General features: G+C 68.8%; 18 protein-coding genes and 1 other annotated feature. Of the genes, 10 read left to right on the forward strand and 8 right to left on the reverse strand.

The genetic code is table 11. The features are described 5' to 3' along the window. Positions 1 to 12: 12 nt before the first annotated feature. The gene (gene pdxR, locus ACZ50Q_RS15015; protein ID WP_464078822.1) at positions 13 to 1437 is read right to left on the reverse strand and encodes a MocR-like pyridoxine biosynthesis transcription factor PdxR; all 1425 of its coding nucleotides are present in this window, start codon (positions 1435 to 1437) and stop codon (positions 13 to 15) included. Positions 1438 to 1547: 110 nt separating this feature from the next. Between pdxR and ACZ50Q_RS15020 the strand changes: the two genes are divergently transcribed. The 3 genes from ACZ50Q_RS15020 (at position 1548) to ACZ50Q_RS15030 (ending at position 3397) form a co-directional block, all read left to right on the forward strand. Beyond that, positions 1548 to 2006, forward strand: a complete 459-nt coding sequence (locus ACZ50Q_RS15020) for a GNAT family N-acetyltransferase (protein WP_464078823.1) — start codon at positions 1548 to 1550, stop codon at positions 2004 to 2006. After that, positions 2003 to 2641 carry an FMN-dependent NADH-azoreductase gene (locus tag ACZ50Q_RS15025; RefSeq protein WP_464078824.1) on the forward strand — a complete coding sequence of 213 codons (639 nt, stop codon included), beginning with the start codon at positions 2003 to 2005 and terminating at the stop codon, positions 2639 to 2641. Before ACZ50Q_RS15020 ends, ACZ50Q_RS15025 begins: the two co-directional genes overlap by 4 nt. A gap of 213 nt (positions 2642 to 2854) precedes the next feature. Then, complete coding sequence (locus ACZ50Q_RS15030) at positions 2855 to 3397, forward strand: hypothetical protein (RefSeq protein WP_464078825.1); 543 nt, start codon at positions 2855 to 2857, stop codon at positions 3395 to 3397. Between the two features lie 3 nt (positions 3398 to 3400). Here the strand turns inward: ACZ50Q_RS15030 and ACZ50Q_RS15035 are convergent, their stop codons facing one another. Continuing rightward, the gene (locus ACZ50Q_RS15035) at positions 3401 to 4978 is read right to left on the reverse strand and encodes a TerC family protein (RefSeq protein WP_464078826.1); all 1578 of its coding nucleotides are present in this window, start codon (positions 4976 to 4978) and stop codon (positions 3401 to 3403) included. Positions 4979 to 5412: 434 nt separating this feature from the next. Next, on the reverse strand, positions 5413 to 5622 hold the full coding sequence (locus ACZ50Q_RS15040; protein WP_092575900.1) for a hypothetical protein: 210 nt from the start codon (positions 5620 to 5622) through the stop codon (positions 5413 to 5415). A gap of 265 nt (positions 5623 to 5887) precedes the next feature. Further along, positions 5888 to 5940 (forward strand) — a sequence feature (sul1 is cis-regulatory element that is thought to sense ions involved in sulfur or methionine metabolism; They are found in Alphaproteobacteria). Positions 5941 to 6031: 91 nt separating this feature from the next. Between ACZ50Q_RS15040 and ACZ50Q_RS15045 the strand changes: the two genes are divergently transcribed. The 6 genes from ACZ50Q_RS15045 to ACZ50Q_RS15070 all read left to right on the forward strand — a co-directional run bounded on the left by ACZ50Q_RS15045 (position 6032) and on the right by ACZ50Q_RS15070 (position 12453). Next, positions 6032 to 7498: a SulP family inorganic anion transporter gene (locus ACZ50Q_RS15045; RefSeq protein WP_464078827.1), complete on the forward strand. Its 1467-nt coding sequence runs from the start codon at positions 6032 to 6034 to the stop codon at positions 7496 to 7498. 119 nt (positions 7499 to 7617) lie between these two features. Continuing rightward, positions 7618 to 8385, forward strand: a complete 768-nt coding sequence (locus tag ACZ50Q_RS15050) for an endonuclease/exonuclease/phosphatase family protein (RefSeq protein WP_464078828.1) — start codon at positions 7618 to 7620, stop codon at positions 8383 to 8385. After that, positions 8382 to 9572 (forward strand): cardiolipin synthase ClsB, encoded by a 1191-nt coding sequence (clsB, locus tag ACZ50Q_RS15055; protein ID WP_464078829.1) that lies wholly within the window; start codon positions 8382 to 8384, stop codon positions 9570 to 9572. The genes ACZ50Q_RS15050 and clsB overlap by 4 nt, the downstream gene beginning before the upstream one ends. Beyond that, on the forward strand, positions 9569 to 10570 hold the full coding sequence (locus tag ACZ50Q_RS15060; protein WP_464078830.1) for a lysylphosphatidylglycerol synthase domain-containing protein: 1002 nt from the start codon (positions 9569 to 9571) through the stop codon (positions 10568 to 10570). The genes clsB and ACZ50Q_RS15060 overlap by 4 nt, the downstream gene beginning before the upstream one ends. A gap of 7 nt (positions 10571 to 10577) precedes the next feature. Next, complete coding sequence (locus tag ACZ50Q_RS15065) at positions 10578 to 11708, forward strand: DUF3182 family protein (RefSeq protein ID WP_464078831.1); 1131 nt, start codon at positions 10578 to 10580, stop codon at positions 11706 to 11708. Continuing rightward, complete coding sequence (locus ACZ50Q_RS15070; RefSeq protein WP_464078832.1) at positions 11695 to 12453, forward strand: alpha/beta hydrolase family protein; 759 nt, start codon at positions 11695 to 11697, stop codon at positions 12451 to 12453. The genes ACZ50Q_RS15065 and ACZ50Q_RS15070 overlap by 14 nt, the downstream gene beginning before the upstream one ends. 24 nt (positions 12454 to 12477) lie before the next feature. On the opposite strand, the gene ACZ50Q_RS15075 is transcribed toward ACZ50Q_RS15070, so the two are convergent. The 5 genes from ACZ50Q_RS15075 to ACZ50Q_RS15095 form a co-directional block, all read right to left on the reverse strand. Continuing rightward, positions 12478 to 13623 (reverse strand): DUF748 domain-containing protein, encoded by a 1146-nt coding sequence (locus tag ACZ50Q_RS15075; RefSeq protein WP_464078833.1) that lies wholly within the window; start codon positions 13621 to 13623, stop codon positions 12478 to 12480. A gap of 180 nt (positions 13624 to 13803) precedes the next feature. Continuing rightward, complete coding sequence (locus ACZ50Q_RS15080; RefSeq protein ID WP_464078834.1) at positions 13804 to 14505, reverse strand: PIG-L deacetylase family protein; 702 nt, start codon at positions 14503 to 14505, stop codon at positions 13804 to 13806. 22 nt (positions 14506 to 14527) lie between these two features. Beyond that, a complete protein-coding gene (locus ACZ50Q_RS15085) occupies positions 14528 to 14968 on the reverse strand; it encodes a PRC-barrel domain-containing protein (RefSeq protein ID WP_464078835.1) in 441 nt (146 codons plus the stop codon). Between the two features lie 164 nt (positions 14969 to 15132). After that, positions 15133 to 15474, reverse strand: a complete 342-nt coding sequence (locus ACZ50Q_RS15090; protein ID WP_464078836.1) for an ElaB/YgaM/YqjD family protein — start codon at positions 15472 to 15474, stop codon at positions 15133 to 15135. Between the two features lie 103 nt (positions 15475 to 15577). Then, the gene (locus tag ACZ50Q_RS15095; protein ID WP_076520922.1) at positions 15578 to 15778 is read right to left on the reverse strand and encodes a hypothetical protein; all 201 of its coding nucleotides are present in this window, start codon (positions 15776 to 15778) and stop codon (positions 15578 to 15580) included. Between the two features lie 298 nt (positions 15779 to 16076). Between ACZ50Q_RS15095 and glgA the strand changes: the two genes are divergently transcribed. Then, positions 16077 to 17645, forward strand: coding sequence for a glycogen synthase GlgA (glgA, locus tag ACZ50Q_RS15100; RefSeq protein WP_464078837.1), 1569 nt, complete (start codon positions 16077 to 16079; stop codon positions 17643 to 17645). Positions 17646 to 17652 lie beyond the last annotated feature (7 nt).

Below are 17652 nucleotides of genomic sequence, written 5' to 3' on the forward strand. Positions count from 1 at the left end.
ACCCCTGTCCGCTCACATGAGCGGCAGGATGCGCCGGGCCAGGTCCTGCGCCTGCTGCGCCGACGCGATATTGGTGAAGCTCATGAGCAGGCCGGAGCGGGCATCGGGGGCCGCCGACCAGCGCGACAAGGCGTGCGCGTACAGGCCGTTTTCGAGCATGCGCGCCGCCAGCGCGCGGTCGGTGTGATAGCCCTCCAGGCGCGCCACCAGATGCATGCCGCCCGGCTGGGGATCGATGCGCAGCCGGTTGCCCAGCACGGCGGACAGGGCCGCCGCCGTCGCGTTGCGCCGTTCGCCGTACAGCCGCCGCATGCGCTGGATATGGCGCCCAAAATGGCCCTCGTTGATGAATGAAGCCAGGATCGCCTGCGTCAGTGCGGGCGCGCCGCCGGCCAGCAGCCGGCAGAGGCGATCGAATCGCGGCGCCTGCTCTTCGGGCACGACCAGGTAGGCCAGGCGCAGGCCGGGAAACAGCACTTTGCTGAACGTCCCCGAATACAGCACGCGGCCCTGGCGATCCAGGCTTTTCAAGGCGGGCAATGGACGGCCGACGTAGCGGTACTCGCCGTCGTAGTCGTCCTCGACGATCCACGCGCTGCTGCGCTCGGCCCAATCCAGAAGCGCCTGGCGCCGGGGCAGCGACAGCGACAGGCAAAGCGGGCTCTGGTGCGCGGGCGTCACGACCGCCGCCCTGGCGCGCGGCTCCAGGGCGATGCCCGCCTCCACCACCAGACCCTCGGCGTCCACGCGCACCGGCACCGCCTGCATGCCGGCCTGCGCCAGCAGCGCCCGCGTGGGCGGATAGCCCGGGTCTTCGACCCAGACCGCATCGCCGGGCTTGAACAGCGCCTGCATGATGAGCTGCATGGTGTGGTGGTAGCCGGACGTGATGAACACCTGCATCGGGCTGCACTGGATGCCGCGCGCCACCTGCAGGTAGGCGGCGGTCGCCGTCCTGAGCGCCAGCAGGCCTGCGGGATCGGGATAGCCCAGCTCCGGCGGCTGCATCGCGCGCAGGTGCCGCGCGCCCAGCCGCGCCCAGATCTTGCGCGGAAAGGCGTCCAGCGCGGGCAGCCCCATCTGAAAGGGCATCAGCGCGGCGGGCTGCTGCCAGTTGTCCTCCTGGACCTCGGCGGGCCGGGCCCTGGGCGCGGGCGCGGCGTGCGCCACCGGTTGCAGGTTGGGCGACACGATGGTGCCGGCCTGGCCGCGCGCCTGGATATAGCCTTCGGCCGCGAGCAGCGAATAGGCGACCTCGATGGTGCCGCGCGCCACGCCGATTTCCTTGGCGAGGGCGCGCGCCGACGGAATGCGGTCGCCGGGCTTGAGCGTGCCTTCGGCGATGGCGCCGCGAAAGCGCTCGTAGACCTGGCGGTAGAGCGGGTGGGCGGCGGTTTCGGAAACCGAGTGCAGCCCGTCGGGCGTGGCAGCGATCATGGCATAGTCCAAAAGCATATTTATGGCCCTTCAAATTATGGCATGCGCTTTTTAAGATTCGTACATCTGCTGCAGCGCTTCCTCGCTGCCCCGACTATCGGTACTGATCCATGACCACGCCCACCCCACATCCGGCCTTGCGCCACCTGGAATCCCCGGACGAATGGCGGGCCTGCCTGCCGCTGATGCAGGAACTGCGGCCCCATCTGGCCGACGCGGACGAATTCGTCCAGCGCCTGGCCCGCATGCACCGCGAAAACTATCGCTTGCTGGCCGCGGTAAACGACGGGCGCGCGGTGGCGCTGGCCGGCTACCGCTACCAGGAAAACCTGATCTACGGCCGCTTCCTGTATGTCGACGACCTGGTGGTCGAGTCCTCCGCGCGCGGCAGCCGCTGGGGCGCCCAGTTGCTCGGCGCACTGGACGATCTGGCGCGGGCCACGGACTGCACCCGGCTCGTGCTCGATACCGGGCTGGGCAACGCGCTGGCGCAGCGCTTTTACTTCCGGCAGGGCCTGTTGACCAGCGCCATCCGGTTCAGCAAACCCTTGAAAGGAACCACTTCATGAGCATTCTTCGCATCCGTTGCAGCCCGCGGGGGCTGGACTCGGAAAGCTATCGGCTGTCGCAGCGCATCGTCGAGCGCCTGCTGCAGGCCCGCCCGGCCGGCGGCCTGGACGTGGTCGAGGTCGATGCCACTGCCCTCGCCCATGCGGACAGCGACTATGCAAGCGCCCTGGCCGCGCCCGCGGACCCCGGCGCCGACGTGCTCGGACGCGGGTCGCTGAAGGCGTCCGACGACATGATCCGGATGCTGGAAGACGCCAGCCATATCGTGATCGCCACGCCCATGCACAACTTCACCGTGCCTTCGGCGCTGAAGGCCTGGCTGGACCATGTCGTCCGCGTGCGCAACACGTTCCACATCACGCCGCAGGGCAAGGTGGGCCTGCTGGCGGACCGGCCCGTCTACGTGGCGATTGCCTCCGGTGGCGCGTTCCGTGGCGACGAGGCGCGGCAACCCGACTTCCTGACGCCCTATCTGCGGCACGTGCTGGCCACCATCGGCCTGACGCAGGTGACGTTCCTGGCCGTGGAAGGCACCGCGCGCGGTCCCGAGTGGCTCGCGCAGGCTCGCCGGGAGGCGGCGCTTGCGCTGGACCGCATTCCGTTCGCGGCCGCCGTGCCGGAAATGACCGCCTGAGCGCGTTGCGGCCGCACCGCGCAGTCCGGCTGTCCGCGGATACCAGCCGGATGGCGGCCGCCTGCCCTGCCGCCGGGGGCAGGCGCAACCCATTCTGGCGATACGATCGCGCCGCATTGACACCCACGATTTAGCCGCTCTACGCTAGGCCGCACTTGCGGTCCAACAGGGGTGTCGTCCTGCCCCGGCGCACCACGGTGCGGGAGGCGTGTCATGACGCTGTGCAGGTCAGGAACCATCGCGTGCGCGCTGCTGTGGCTGGGTTTGCTGGTCCCGGCGGCATCGCAGGCGGCATGCAGCGACAAGACCCTGCGCGGGATGGCGGACGCGGGGCGCAGCGTGGCGACGATCGCCAAGCGCTGCGGCATGACGGTTGCGGCCGTGAAGGACCGCCTGGAAACGGGCGAGGCGAAGTCCAAGCGGGCGCAGCCCGAGACCCCGCCGCCCGCCCGCACCCCGCCTGCCGCCGAGGCGCCGCCGTCGCCCGCGGCCTCGTCCGCCAGCGGCTCCAAACCCGCCGCAAAACCGACAGCAAACCCGTCCGCAAACCCGTCCGCAAAGCCGGCCGCCAAGCTTGCGCCAGAACCCCAGCCCCATCCGCCCGGCACCGTGCTGGAACTGTGCGGGTGTTACGGCAACATGCAGTACGGCTTTACCGAGTCGAATGCGCAATGCCTGAGCGGCAAGGCCGTGGCAACGCGGTGCCCGGGGTATTGCCCGGTGAACCGGTCGCCGTGGCGGCGCATCTGCAGCTGAGCATCAATCGGCCGCGCTGGGCTCCGGCTGGCGCGGGCGCGCATGCACCTGGTCGATGCGCAGGCCATCGCGCCGCGTCACTTCAAAGCCCCAATCGCGCAGCATCACGATGTCGCCCGCGTCCGGAATCCGGCCGCCCGCTCGTAGCAGGCAACCGGCAAGCGTGGCATCGGGATAGTCGTCGGCAAGCGCCGGCGCAGCGAGCAGGCGCGCGGCTTCGTCCACCGACAGGCGCCCGCCCAGCAGCCAGGAACCGTCCGACAGCTGCAAGGCCTCGGGCAGGTCTTCCCTGTGTTCGGGCAGGTCGCCCGCCACCGCCGTCAGCACGTCCAGGGGCGTGACCAGGCCCTCGCACACGCCGTGTTCATCCACCACGATCAGCATGTGGTCGCGCGAGGCGCGCAGTTCGTCCAGCACCTTGAGCACGGGCGTGGTCTCCAGCACGTAGCGCGGCTCGCGCGCCAGTTCGACGAGGTCGATCGGCCCCGGGTTCTGCAGCAGCGGCAGCACGTCCTTGAAGTGCAGCACGCCCAGCACGTTGGCCGGATCGCCCGCGCACAGCGGCAGGCGCGAGTGCCCGCTGGAGAATTTGCGGACGATGCGGTCCGGCGTGTCGGTCACGTCGAGCCAGATCACGTCGCCGCGAGGGACCATGATGGCGCGCACGTCGCGGGCGCCGATGGACAGCACGCGCTCGATCATCGAGCTTTCCTCCGGCGCGAACGCGGGCTCGTCGCCCGCCCCGTCGACCAGGGCCACGACATCATCCACCTGCGACATCGGCTGGCCGGCGCGTCCGCCGCGCAACAGGCGCAGCACCGCCTGCGCCGTGCGCTGGCGGCGGCCCAGGGCGTGCGTGCCGCGGGCACGGTTGCGGCGAGCGAGCTGGTTGCAAAGCTCGATCAGGATGGAGAAGCCGATGGCCGCGTACAGATAACCCTTGGGCACATGGAAGCCCAGGCCCTCGGCCACCAGACTGAAGCCGATCATCAGCAGAAGGCCGAGGCACAGGATTACCACCGTCGGGTGCCGGCCGACGAAGGCCATCAAGGGGCGGCTGGCGACCATCATGACGGCCATCGCGACGACCACGGCGATCATCATGATGCTCAGGTCCTGCACCATGCCCACGGCGGTAATGACCGAGTCCAGCGAGAACACGGCGTCCAGCACCACGATCTGCAGAATGACCTGCCAGAAGACGGCGTGCTGGGGCTTTTGCGCCGAGTCATGGCTGGCGCTGCCTTCGACGCGCTCGTGCAGCTCCATCGTGCCCTTGAAGAGCAGAAAAGCCCCGCCCAGGATCAATATCAGGTCCCGTCCGGAAATTTCCGCGCCCAATACCGTAAAGAGCGGCGCCGTCAGGGTCACCACCCAGGCGATGCTGGCGAGCAGTCCCAGGCGCATCACCAGCGCCAGCGTCAGGCCGATCAGGCGCGCGCGGTTGCGCTGTTCGGGCGGCAGCTTGTCCGCCAGGATGGCGATGAACACCAGGTTGTCGATACCCAGCACAATCTCAAGCACGACCAGCGTCGCCAGGCCAAGCCAGGCGGTGGGGTCGGACATCCAGTCGAAAATCATCAGGTTTCCACGGAAAACGTAAGGCCGCGCGCAACGGGGGCGCGACGGCGGAGAAGGGAAATGTCGAATGCGTGCCGCGCAGGCGGCGGCGCCAGCGGGCGCGGCGGCGCGCGGCCGCCCAGGCGCGGGGTGGCCGTCATGGCGGTGAGGGGAACGGCGCGCGGCCAGGCATCGCTTGCCGCGGCAAAATCGGGAGGGGACGTCGGGCGCCGGCAGTCAGGATGCGGCGCCCTGCTAGGAGGGGGGTCGTCGTTCATAAATGGCGGATGGCGCCGGGCTGCCGGGGCAGCACAAGTCCGGACACTCCGCCGTGCTCTCTTGCTTACAGGAAACTGAATACTACCTGAAATCAAAACCCGGCCGCGCGGACCCGGCCGGATCGCCGCCCGAAGGGACGGCCCCGGGCCCGTCGCGCGCGGTGGCGGACAGGGGCGTCAGGTTACGGCGCATCCCTCTTTGCCCTTCGCCACTTTTTCGCGCTGCCCGGCCGGATGGTCCGGTTTGGGCTGGCTGGTCTTGCGGACATCCGCCTCGGCCGTCTTGGTCTGGGCGACCAGCGTTTTCTCGACGGTTTGCGCCGACACGGACGTGGCGAGCAGGCAGGTCAGCGCAGCGGCGCAAAGATACATCTTTCGGTTCTTCATGATGGCTCCTTCATCGGCAACGGTGGCCCGGCGGCGGCCACGCCAGGAGAACCTGGCGCGTCGCCCTGACGCGGGATCGGCAGGCACCCAGGGGCAAGTCGCGTGCCTGAGCCCTGGCTAGGGGATCCTGCAGGACCGGCCGCCGGTCACGCGGACGCTCCCGGCGCGGCGGCGCCTTGGCTGGCACAAGGCAAATACGACGCAGGTACAATCCCGGTCGCCGCATCCGCAACGGATGCGCGGCCGCGACGCCGTCGCGGTGTTGGATGGACCCGGCTTGCCGGGTGGCTCGGCCGGGCGCCTATCCCTCGGACAACCCTCAAGCACTCCAGGGCGCTCGCCCAACCCTGACGCGCACGCCGCGCAGCGCGACCACGCCCCGCTTGCTCAATTCAACTTACCCAAATCCATGACAGTTCTTTCCAGATTGCGCCGTGAATGGATGGCCAATCCGCGCGCGGACATTCTTTCGGGCGTGCTGGTCGCGCTTGCCCTGATCCCGGAAGCCATCGGCTTTTCGATCATCGCGGGCGTGGACCCCGGCGTGGGGCTGTATGCCTCGTTCTCCATCGCGCTCATCATTGCGTTCACGGGCGGACGGCCCGGCATGATTTCGGCGGCGACCGCGGCCGTGGCCGTCCTGGTCGCGCCGCTGGTGCGCGAGCACGGCATCGGCTATCTGTTTGCCGCCACAGTCCTCATGGGGCTGTTGCAGATCGTGGCCGGCTTCCTGCGGCTGGACCTGCTGATGCAGTACGTGTCCCGTTCCGTGGTGACGGGCTTTGTGAACGCGCTGGCCATCCTGATCTTCATGGCGCAGCTTCCGCAGCTGATTGGCGTGACATGGATCACCTACGCCATGGTCGCGGCCGCGCTGGCCGTCATCTACCTGCTGCCCAGGCTTACCACCGCGGTGCCGTCGCCGCTGGTCGCCATCATCGTGATGACCGCCGTGTCCATCTATGCCGGCCTGGACGTCAACAAGGTGGGCGATATGGGCGCCCTGCCCTCCACCCTGCCCGCGTTCATGATTCCGGACGTGCCCTTCACGCTGGAGACGCTGCGCATCATCCTGCCGTACTCGCTGACGATGGCGGCGGTCGGGCTGCTGGAATCGATGATGACGGCGCAGATCGTCGACGACATGACCGATACGCCCAGCGACAAGCGACGCGAATGCAGGGGCCAGGGCATCGCCAACATCGTCACGGGCTTTCTGGGCGGGATGGGCGGATGCGCCATGATCGGGCAGTCCGTCATCAATGTCCGCTCCGGGGGCCGGACCCGCCTGTCCACCTTTGTGGCCGGCGTGTTCCTGCTGTTCCTGATCGTGGCGCTGGGTCCGCTGGTGGCGCAGATTCCCATGCCGGCGCTGGTGGCCGTGATGATCATGGTGTCGATCGGCACGTTCAACTGGCGATCGATCCGCAACCTGGGCTCGCACCCCTGGCAGTCCTCGGTGGTCATGCTGGCCACCGTGGCCGTGGTCGTGTGGACCCACGATCTGGCCCGCGGCGTCCTGGTCGGGGTGGTGCTGAGCGGTCTGTTCTTTGCCAGCAAGGTGAAAGGACTGCTCGCCATCGGCACGTCGCTGTCCGACGATGGCCGCACCCGCACCTACCGGGTCTCGGGGCAGGTCTTCTTTGCGTCGGCGTCCCGGTTTTCCGCGGCGATCGACTTCCATGAGGCCGTGGACCGCGTCGTTATCGACCTGACGGATGCGCATTTCTGGGACATTTCGGCCGTGGGTGAACTGGACAAAGTGTCGCTCAAGCTGCGCCGGGCCGGCCGGCAGGTCGACGTGGTGGGACTGAATCAGGCCAGCGCGACCCTGGTCGGCCGCTACGCGCAGCCGGGCGCCAGCGCGGGACATTAGGCCGGATCCGGGCCGGCCGCGCATCCACGCGCGCGGCCGCAGCCGATCGCGCACATAGTTTGTTACGTGGCGGGCACGCCGCTTGCTCCATCCGGCAGATCGTAACCGCCGGAGTTTTCATGCCCGCTTCGCATTACATCGACGCCACGACGCTGACGGTGCTGTCGGTCAATACCCACAAGGGCTTCACCAGCTTCAACCGCCGCTTCATGCTGCACGATCTGCGTGAAGCGCTGCGCACCGCCGCGCCGGACGTGGTCTTCCTGCAGGAGGTCCTGGGCGAACACCAGACCCACGCGGAAAGGCATGAGTCCTGGCCGGACCAGTCGCAGTACGAATTCCTTGCCGACACGCTGTGGACGGACTACGCCTACGGCCGCAACGCCGTCTATCCCGAAGGCCACCACGGCAACGCCATCCTGTCGCGCTATCCGATCGAAACCCATCAGAACCACGACGTGAGCGTTGATGGCCACGAAGGCCGCGGGCTGTTGCACTGCGTGCTGCGCCCGCCGTCCCTCGCTTCGCCGGTGCACGCGATCTGCGTGCATCTGGGCCTGCTGGAACGCCACCGGGGCGCGCAACTGCGCCAGCTGTGCGAACTGGTCACTCACGGAGTGCCGGAAGACGAGCCGCTGCTCATCGCGGGCGACTTCAACGACTGGCGCCTGCGCGCGGACACGCTGATGCGCGACTGCGGGACGCGCGAGGTGTTCACCTCGCGGCTGGGCCGCCCCGCCCGGACCTTTCCGGCGCGCTGGCCCCTGCTGCGGCTGGACCGCATCTATGTGCGCGGCGTGCGCGACTGGCAGCCGGTGCCGCTGGCGTCTCGCGTGTGGTCGCGCCTTTCCGATCATGTGCCTATCTGCGCGGAGATTGCGCTATGAACCTCGGCTGGCGTGAAAACAACCGATATACCTTGCTGGAAAACGGCACGGAGTACTTTCCTGCCGTCGTGGAGGCCGTCGACGCCGCGCAGAGCGAGGTGCTGGTGGAAACCTTCATCCTGTTCGACGACGCCGTCGGCCAGGAAATCCAGCAAGCCCTGATCCGGGCCGCCCGGCGCGGCGTCAGCGTGGATCTCTTGGTGGATGGTTACGGGTCCGACGAGCTCAGCGACGCCTTCATCGGCGCCATGACCGAGGCCGGCGTGCGCTTTCACGTGTTCGACCCGCGGCCGCGCTTTCTGGGTGTGCGCACGAACGTCTTCCGGCGCATGCACCGCAAGATCGTGGCGGTGGACCGGGAACGCTCTTTCATCGGCGGCATCAATTTTTCGGCGGATCACCTGCCCGAATACGGTCCCGAGGCCAAACAGGACTATGCCGTCCTGGTCGAAGGGCCGCTGGCGGCCGACATCGCCGACTATGCGCGCGCCGCGCTGGGCGAAGGCCGGCGACGGTTGCGGCGGCGCCCGGCGCGGCTGGACCCCCTGCCCGCCGGAGATGGCGGCGGCCGGCTGGTGGTGCGCGACAACGACAGCCATCGCAGCGACATCGAACGCTATTACCGCGCGGGCGTGCGCTCGGCGCGGTCCGACGTGCTCATCGCCAATGCGTATTTCTTTCCCGGCTACCACCTGCTGCGCGATCTGGTCAAAGCGGCCCGGCGCGGCGTGCGCGTGCGGCTGCTGCTGCAGGGCGAACCCGACGTGCTCGTCGCCCGCCTGGCGGCGTCGATGCTCTACGACTACCTGATGGACTCGGGCGTGCAGATCTATGAATACTGCAAGCGCCCGCTGCACGGCAAGGTGGCGTGCGTGGACGACGACTGGTCGACGATAGGCTCCAGCAACCTGGACCCCCTGAGCCTCGCGCTGAACCTGGAGGCGAACGTGGTGGTGCGCGACGCCTCGCTGAACGCCGACCTGCGCCAAAGCCTGGACCGGCTGATCGCGGAGGATTGCCGGCCGGTGGAAATGCCCAAGAACTCGCGGCGCCGGCTGCGCCGCCTGTGGCTGGGCGTGGTGGTGTTCCACTTCCTGCGGCGCTTCCCCGCCTGGGCCGGCAGCCTGCCCGCGCACAAGCCGCACCTGCAGACGGTCACCCCAGACACGGGCCGGGAGACGGCATGAAGATTCTCCATACGTCGCCCATGCGGGCCTTGCGCCGTCGTTGGCCCCGCATCAAGCGCGTCCTGCCCGTGCTGGTGCTGATCGTGGTGGCCGCCCTGCTGTATTACTTCGGCCGCTCGGTGGACTGGCCCCAGGTCTGGGTCGCGATGCGCAAGATCCCGGGCCAGACCATCGCGATCGCGGGCGGGCTGGTCGTCGCGGGTTACCTGGCCTACGGCAGCCTGGACCTGCTGGGCAAAAAGTACACGCGCCACAACCTGCCCGCGCCCAAGGCGCTGGGCGTGGCGATGCTGAGCTACGCGCTGAACCTGAACCTGGGCGTGCTGGTCGGCGGTCTGGGTGCGCGCCTGCGCCTGTACACGCGGCTGGGCTGCCGCAAGTCCGTCGCGACCCGCGTGGCCCTGTTTGCGGCGGCCTCCAACTGGATCGGCTACGCCTGGCTGGCCGGGGCGCTGTTCGCGCTGGGCGTGGTCCCGGTGCCGGAAGGCTGGGAAATCGGTTCGGGCATGCTGCGGCTACTGGGTGTGGGACTGCTTGCCCTGGGTATCGGCTATGTGGCGACCTGCGCGCGGGCGAAGCAGCGCAGCGTGACCTGGATGGGGCACCACATCGCGCTGCCGCGTGCGCGCATGGCGGTGGCCCAGTGCGCCGTGGCGGCGTTGTCCTGGTCCATCATGGGGGCCATCGTCTACGTGTTGCTGCAAGGCAAGGCGAGCTATCCCGCCGTGCTGGGCATCCTGCTGTGCACCAGTTTCGCGTCGGTCATCACGCGCGTGCCGGGCGGGCTGGGCACGACCGAAGCCATTTTCGTGGCCGCGCTGGGTTCGCAGATTCCGCCGACCGAGGTGCTGGGCGCCGCGTTGGCGTACCGCGCGGTGTATGCGTTGGCGCCGCTGTGCCTGGCGCTGGCGGCCTATCCCCTGATCGAGTTGCGGCTGGGCTTGCGGCGGCGCAAGGACGAGGCCGCTCCCCCCACGCAGGCGCGGCGTTCGCTTTGAGGCCCCTATGAGTCATCCGCAAACCCAGGCATCCGGCACGGTCGCCGCCTATCCGCGGCGCGCTGGCGCATCCGAACACGAAATCGCTTCCCAGGAAGCCCTGGCCTTGCGGCTGGCGGCACTGCTGGGCCGGCGTTTCACGCCAGGCTTTCGGCCGACGCGCAACCGCGGCGAGCCCCCGCCCTATTACGTGCCGGACCGCAGCATCACGAGCCTGGCCCGCGCCAGCAAGCTGGGCATCGCGCGCGCCGCCGACCTGTTCGGCGGCGTGACTCCGCACGCCTTCGTGGCCACGAAGACCATCACCCATGGCCTGGTGGACGCCCAGGCCAAGGCGCCGCAGGGCTGGGTCCGCAGCCTGGGCGAGACGCTGAGCGAGGTCGTCCTGCCCGGATTCAGCGCCTTTACGCTGGACGACGCCCATCGGGCCGGCGAACGGCTGCTCAGGCATGGAGCGTTGCGGCTGAAGCCCGCCGACGCCACCGCGGGCCGCGGCCAGATCGTCGTGCGCGACACGCGCGAACTGCAGGCCGCGCTGGCCGGTCAGGACGCCGCGTCGGTGCGCCGGCTGGGCCTGGTGCTGGAAGAAGACCTGGCGCAGATCGAAACCTACAGCGTCGGCTGGGTGCGCGTGGGCAGGCTGGAGGCGTCGTATGTCGGAACGCAGTGCCTGACCCCGGACAACAACGGCGTGCCGGTCTATGGCGGTTCGACGCTGATGCTCGCCCGCGGCGGTTTTGACCAGTTGCGGGCGTTGGACCTGTCCGGCGAGCAACGGCAAGCCGTGGATCTGGCCTGCCGATACGACACGGCGGTGTCCACCGCCTATCCGGCATTTTTTGCGTCGCGCCGCAATTACGACGTCGCCATCGGCCGCAATGCGCAGGGCGCGCCCCGCGCGGGCGTGCTCGAACAATCCTGGCGCGCGGGCGGCGCCAGCATCGCCGAGATCGCCGGGCTGCAGGCCTTCATGCTGTCGCCTTCGCTCAAACATGTCGCGGCGTTCACGCGGGAACGCTACGGGCCAGACGAGCCCGCGCCGACCTCGCAGCACCACGTGTATCGCGGCGAAGATTCCGCCGTCGGTATGATCACCAAATCGGGGGGCATCCTGGAGGAAACCCATGGCCGCATTTAGCGACCCGATCGACATCGAAGTGGCGGACCAGCGCCTGGCCGGCACGTTCCTCACGCCGGAAAGCAAGGTGCCCGGCGTGCTGTTCATACACGGCTGGGGCGGCGACCAGAAATTCGACCTGGCGCGGGCCAAGGGCATCGCGGCCCTGGGCTGCGTGTGCCTGACGTTTGACCTGCGCGGCCACGCCGCCACACAGGCCCAGCAGATGCAGGTCTCGCGCGACGACAACCTGCGCGATGTCATGGCGGCCTACGACCGGCTGGCGTCCCACCCGTCGCTCGACAGCGGCTCGGTGGCGGTGGTGGGCAGCAGCTACGGCGGCTACCTGGCCGCCATCCTGAGCGGGCTGCGCCGCGTGCGCTGGCTGGCGCTGCACGTGCCCGCGCTGTATCGCGACGATGAATGGATGCTGCCCAAGAACCAGCTCAACCGCGAGACGCTGCGCGCCTATCGCAATACCCACATCGAACCCGAAAGCAACCGCGCGCTGGCGTCCTGCGCCACGTTCACGGGCGACGTGCTGATCGTGGAGGCCGAGCATGACATCTACATTCCGCACTCCACGATCATGAGCTATCGGTCGGCGTTCCGGCGCTCGCATTCGCTGACCCACCGCATTCTGGACGGCGCGGACCATGCCTTGAGCGACAAGGCCTCGCAGCAGGCCTACACGTCGATCCTGGTGAACTGGGTGACCGAGATGGTCATGGGCGCGCGCGTCGGGCGGCCCCGGCCGGTGCCTTGAACCGCGCGCCGCGGCGCAGGCGGCTCACGGCTTTTTCTCTGGCGTCGACTTCTCGGGCGTCGACTTCTCGGGCGTCAACAGGTCCGATAGCGCGTTGCCCAGCTCTTTCACCGCACCCGCGACGCCTTCGGCGGCACCCTCCGCGCCCACGCCGATGGCATGCCCGAAGCCTTGCGCGACCTGGGCCGAGAAGCCGCGCGTGACCGAGAACTTTGGATTATCCAGCCGTCCCGACAGCGCGAATTCGAAGCGCACCGTGCCGCTCTTGTCCTTGAGCGCCGCCAACACCGCCTTGCGCGGCAGGCTGAAGAGGCTGCCGTCCCCGCTGAATTTCAGGTTGTGCAGCGCGACGGTGCCCGACGCCTTCAACTCGCGCTCGACGATGGAGGTCTTCATGTCCAGGTCCATCGAGCCGCCCGACAGCGATCCGGCGCCATTCTCGGCCAGGTACGGCGCGGCGTAGCGGATATCCATATTGCGCGCCGCCACGGTCATGTCGGCGTCCGCGCCGCCCACGACGACCTTGCCTTGCGCGCGCACGGTCGCCTCGCCGTTTCGGTTGTCCTGGACGGTGCCGCTGAATGCCATGTCGCTGGCCGAGCCGTCGCCCGGAATCACCAGCGGCTGCAGGCGCGCCTGCACCGCAGTGAAGGGAATGCGGTGCGGGGGCTTTGACACCGCGCCGTCCAGGTATTCCAGGCGCCCGTCGCGCAGGATCAATTCATCGACGTGGACGGGACCATCGCGCCGCGACCTGCCTTCGCCGCCATCGCCCGCGCGAAGCGCGGCCTGCAACGCCGGCGCGATCTGCATGACGCCATCCGGACTGCGCATGACGGCAAAGTCGAAGCCTTCGACGACGATGCGCTTGAACACGGCCTCGCGCCGCAGGAAGGCCGTCCATTCCGGCTCAAGCTCGACGCGGCGCGCGCGCGCGCCCGGCTGGCCGGAGGCGCCAGTCACGGCGACATCGGTCAGCACGACCTGCCGCAGCCCGACCTGCACATTGCCGACCTGGCCGCGCGGCCCGAGGATGCTGGCGATGCGCTGCTCGACCACGCGGGTCGCGGCCAGCGCCAGGACCCCGAGCACCGCGGCGATCAGGAGCAGGATGGCCAGGGCCGTGCCCCAGCGCGACCGGCCGCGCGCGGCGGCTGCATTCGAACTCATTGTGGCTTCCGAAGTTGGGTGGGAAAGCGTTGGGTAGGTAAGCGGCACGATGCGCGCCGCCTTCCCTGCACCATAGCGACGCGCGGCGCGCGGCGCAACCCGAGCATCGTCCGGGATGCGCAATCTTTCATCAATGGCCGAAAAGGATGAGGCCGGCCGCCGCGTTCGGGAGGATCCGGGTCATGCAATCTGGTCTCTCCGCCACGACAGGCGCCAGTAGCGCTCGGAATGGGGCGCCCCTTGCGCCGCGGCCGCCGGCAATGCCGCCTCGTCGATATTGCCCGCCAGGCAGTTCCTTGCCGCCCGCGCGCGGTCTCGCGCGCGGGCCATGTCGACCTGCGCCGCGACGTCGATCGGCGATGCCAGGATATGCCGACGCAGCAACGACGCCAGCCGTTCCTGGACGACACCGGGTTCGCCGTCGGCCACCTCTTCATAAGTAATCCACTCGACGCGCTGGAACAGCGCCCGGATGGTCAGGCAGGCGTCGGATACGCGCACGTGTGCCGCGCGGCCCAGCCCCAGCGGCATCAGGATGACGCGCGGCCGCAGCGCGGAAAGGGCCGCGGCCAGGGCGCCCGTCAGCCGCCCCTCTTCCCCGCTGACCAGGTACTGCCCGTCCAGCAGATCCATCTGCGCACTGCGCACGCCCAGCAGGGACAAGGCTCGATCGCTGAGCGCATGGCGGGCCTGCACGGCCTGGCGGCCGCTCGTGAACCCGCGGCTGCGGTCCGCATCGCTCACATGCCCGGCCAGCAACGGCATGCCCGAATACACCGTGAGCACGGTGCTGTCGGGGCGTGCCGCGAGCAGGCCCGCGCAACTGGCCGCGGCGTCGTTGAAATGAGGGGATACCGCAATCAATCTGCCTTCACGGAGCATGCCAACCTCCCTGTGTCCGGGCCTACCAGTAAGGGGGCTGGTTGTAGTACTGATGAATGCCGCGCGCCCAGGTCTCATCGGCCATGCTAGGCCAATTGTCCTTGTCAAAGCCCTCGGCGTTCTTGAGCACCTCCTTGGCCACATTCAGCACGAAGCACTTGCGGTCGGTATCCAGCGTCAGCGCGCTCCACGGAATGGCGTAGAGCTTGTCGCCGATACCCAGCACGCCGCCGCGCGCCAGCACCGCGTAGGCGATGCGCCCGTGCGGCACGTCCAGCATGATGTCCTGGATGCTGCCCAGCGATTCGCCGGCGGGGTTGTAGACGTCATTGCCTTCCAGCGTGCCGGCCGCCATGATCTGCGGACCCGGGCCGCTCGGATCGCGCTTCGGTCCGCCCACGATCCGGGTCTCGCCCTGCGCCTGACCGGCGCCAGCCATTGTCGGGTTCATCGTCTGGTTCATGGTGTGTCTCCTTGGATGACCGCTTCCCCGCAAGCCATGTGCCATGCCTGTGTCCGTGGCCGGCGGGCAGCGTGTTTGGCTTCTCGTCCCCCAAAACAGGCCGGGGCCGGCCCCGTGCGCTGACGGGACCGGCCCCGGCCGGCCGATTGCGCGCGCCGCGCGCGTCAACGACGCCTGCCGTGGTCGGACATCATGCAGATGCCCGCGAGCACGCCGATCAGCGCCGCGCCGGCAATGCTTTTCCACGCGTTTTCATGGACATACTCGTCCGTGGCGTGCGACACCTCGCGCGCACGGGTCCAGGCGGCGCGCTCCCAGCCGCGGGCATGGTCGCGCGCCGCGTCGAGCTGCTGCTTGAGCTTGTCGCGCGCGGCCTCGATTTCCGTGCCGCTGTAGCTGGCGGTGCTGCGCAGCAGATCCTCGGTGCCCGATATCAGATCGCGCATCGTCCGTGAGGACGTGTCCGACGAGTCAAACATGTCGCGCAGCCTATCTCGCTTGTTCATATGTTCTCCTTTTGAAAAAAAGTGGCGGACCGTTGCCCGGTGGCAAGGCGCTCGGGGGATGCCTCCGCAAGCCGCATGCCATGCCCGGACCGGTCACGCCCGGTCATAGCCGGTCGATGCCCGGCGTCTGCTGCGGGTCCACGCCCGGCATGGGGTTGGGAATGCTGTCGGGGGGCCAGCGGCCCTTGTCGTCCTTGCCCGATCCGGGGGGCTTGGGCTGGGGCTGCTCGGCAGGCGCCTGATCAGGGGCACGCTGCCCGCCCTGCCCGGGTGTTGGGGTGTCCGTCCCTGCGGGGTTTGCCATGATGTGCTCCTGACTTGTGGGTGGCCTGGAATTGCTGCAACACCCCGGCAGCAACCGCCGTTCCCGCCGAGCGTGGCAAATTGGGTGCATGGCCGCGGCTAAAAATTACAAAGCGGCACGGCATTGAAAGGCGGACACGGGCCGCTTCCCCCCTTTGGACGAGCGCCATTCTGCTGCACTGCGCAATTTCTGCGTTCCGGGGCGGTTTGGGCACGCGGCTTGCGTAAGGAAAGGCCTCGGCGTCATCGCGATCGAGTCGCTGTACTCGCGACCGCGGCCAAATCACCTGGAGCAAGGCATGGCAAAGACAAGAACCCTGATCGTGGCGGGAGAAGCCTTCCCCCTGGCCAAAACAGGCGGCCTGGGAGATGCCATTACCGGCATGGCGCGCGCACTGGTAGAAGCGCGGATGCCCCTGACCGTGCTGTTGCCGGCCTATCGGGGCGTGCGGGCCAAACTCAATCGTGTGCGCACCGTGGCAACCCTGCAGGACCTGCCGGGCGGGCCCGCCGTGCTTCTGGAGGGCAAGTGCCCGCAATCGGGGCTGGATTACCTGATCCTGGAAAACGACGCCCTGTATGACCGCGGCGGCCTGTATGCCGACGAGAACGGGCGCGAACACCCGGACAATGGCCTGCGCTTCGCCGCGCTGTCGCATGCCGCGGTGCGCGTGGCCGCGGGCCTGCCCGGCCTGGTGCGCCCCACCCTGGTGCATGCGCACGACTGGCACGCCGGCCTGGTGCCGCTGCTGCTGCGCGCGGCCAACCTGCCCGACGTGAAGAGCGTGGTGACGATCCACAATCTGGCGTTCCAGGGCTTTTTCCCGATGTCGTGCGCGGATGAGTTCGGCGTGCCCGAGTGGGCGCGCAACGACGATGGCGTCCAGGCCTGGGGCCAGATCAATTTCCTGAAGGCCGGCATCCGCTATGCCGACCGCGTCACGACGGTCAGCCACACCTACGCCCGCGAAATCATGACGCCCGCCTTCGGCTGCGGCCTGGACGCGCTGCTGCGCAGCCGCGCCGATGACCTGCTGCCGATTCCCAACGGCATCGACGACGTGCTGTGGAACCCCGCGCGCGACCCGTACCTGCGCAGCCACCGCTATTCGGTGCGCGACATGACGAACAAGATCCACTGCAAGGCGGCGTTGCAGCGCGAATTCGGCCTGCGGCCGGACCCGGGCGCCACCGTGCTGGGCATGGGCAACCGGCTGACCGAGCAGAAGATGGCCGACGTGGCGGTGCATGCGCTGCCCGACGCGCTGGATCGGCACCCCGGATTGCAGATCGTCATCCTGGGCCAGGGCGACCACCGTCTGGAGGAAGCGCTGAAGGACATCGCGCGCCGCTACCCCGGCCGCTGCGGCGTCCACATCGGCTACGACGAAGGCATCGCGCATCGCCTGCACGCCGGGTCGGACATCCTGCTGCACGCCAGCCGCTTCGAGCCCTTCGGCCTGACGCCGCTCTACGCCATGCGCTACGGCACCTTGCCGATCGGATCGCGCGTGGGCGGGATGGCCGACACCATCCAGGACCCGGGCGCGCGCGCGCCGCTGTCCGCCATGGCATCGGCCAACGGCCTGCTGTTCGAAGGCGATACGCCCGAGGCCATGAGCGCCGCCATTGAACGCGCGATCGACCTGCGCGCCCACGGCATCCTCTGGCGGCTGATGCAGCGCAATGCGATGAACGCCGACTTCGGCTGGCGTTCGGCCGTGAGCCTCTACGCCAGCCTCTACCGCTCGCTGGTGGAGCCCGAATACCGCGACGCGGCGCCCGCGCCGGCCGTGCAACCGGCAAGCGTCTCCGCGGTCAACCGCCGCCCGCAGCGCACGAGTGGCGCCATGCCAGCCGCCATCTAAAAAGGAG

It is taken from the genome of Achromobacter sp. T5-5 (assembly GCF_055397965.1).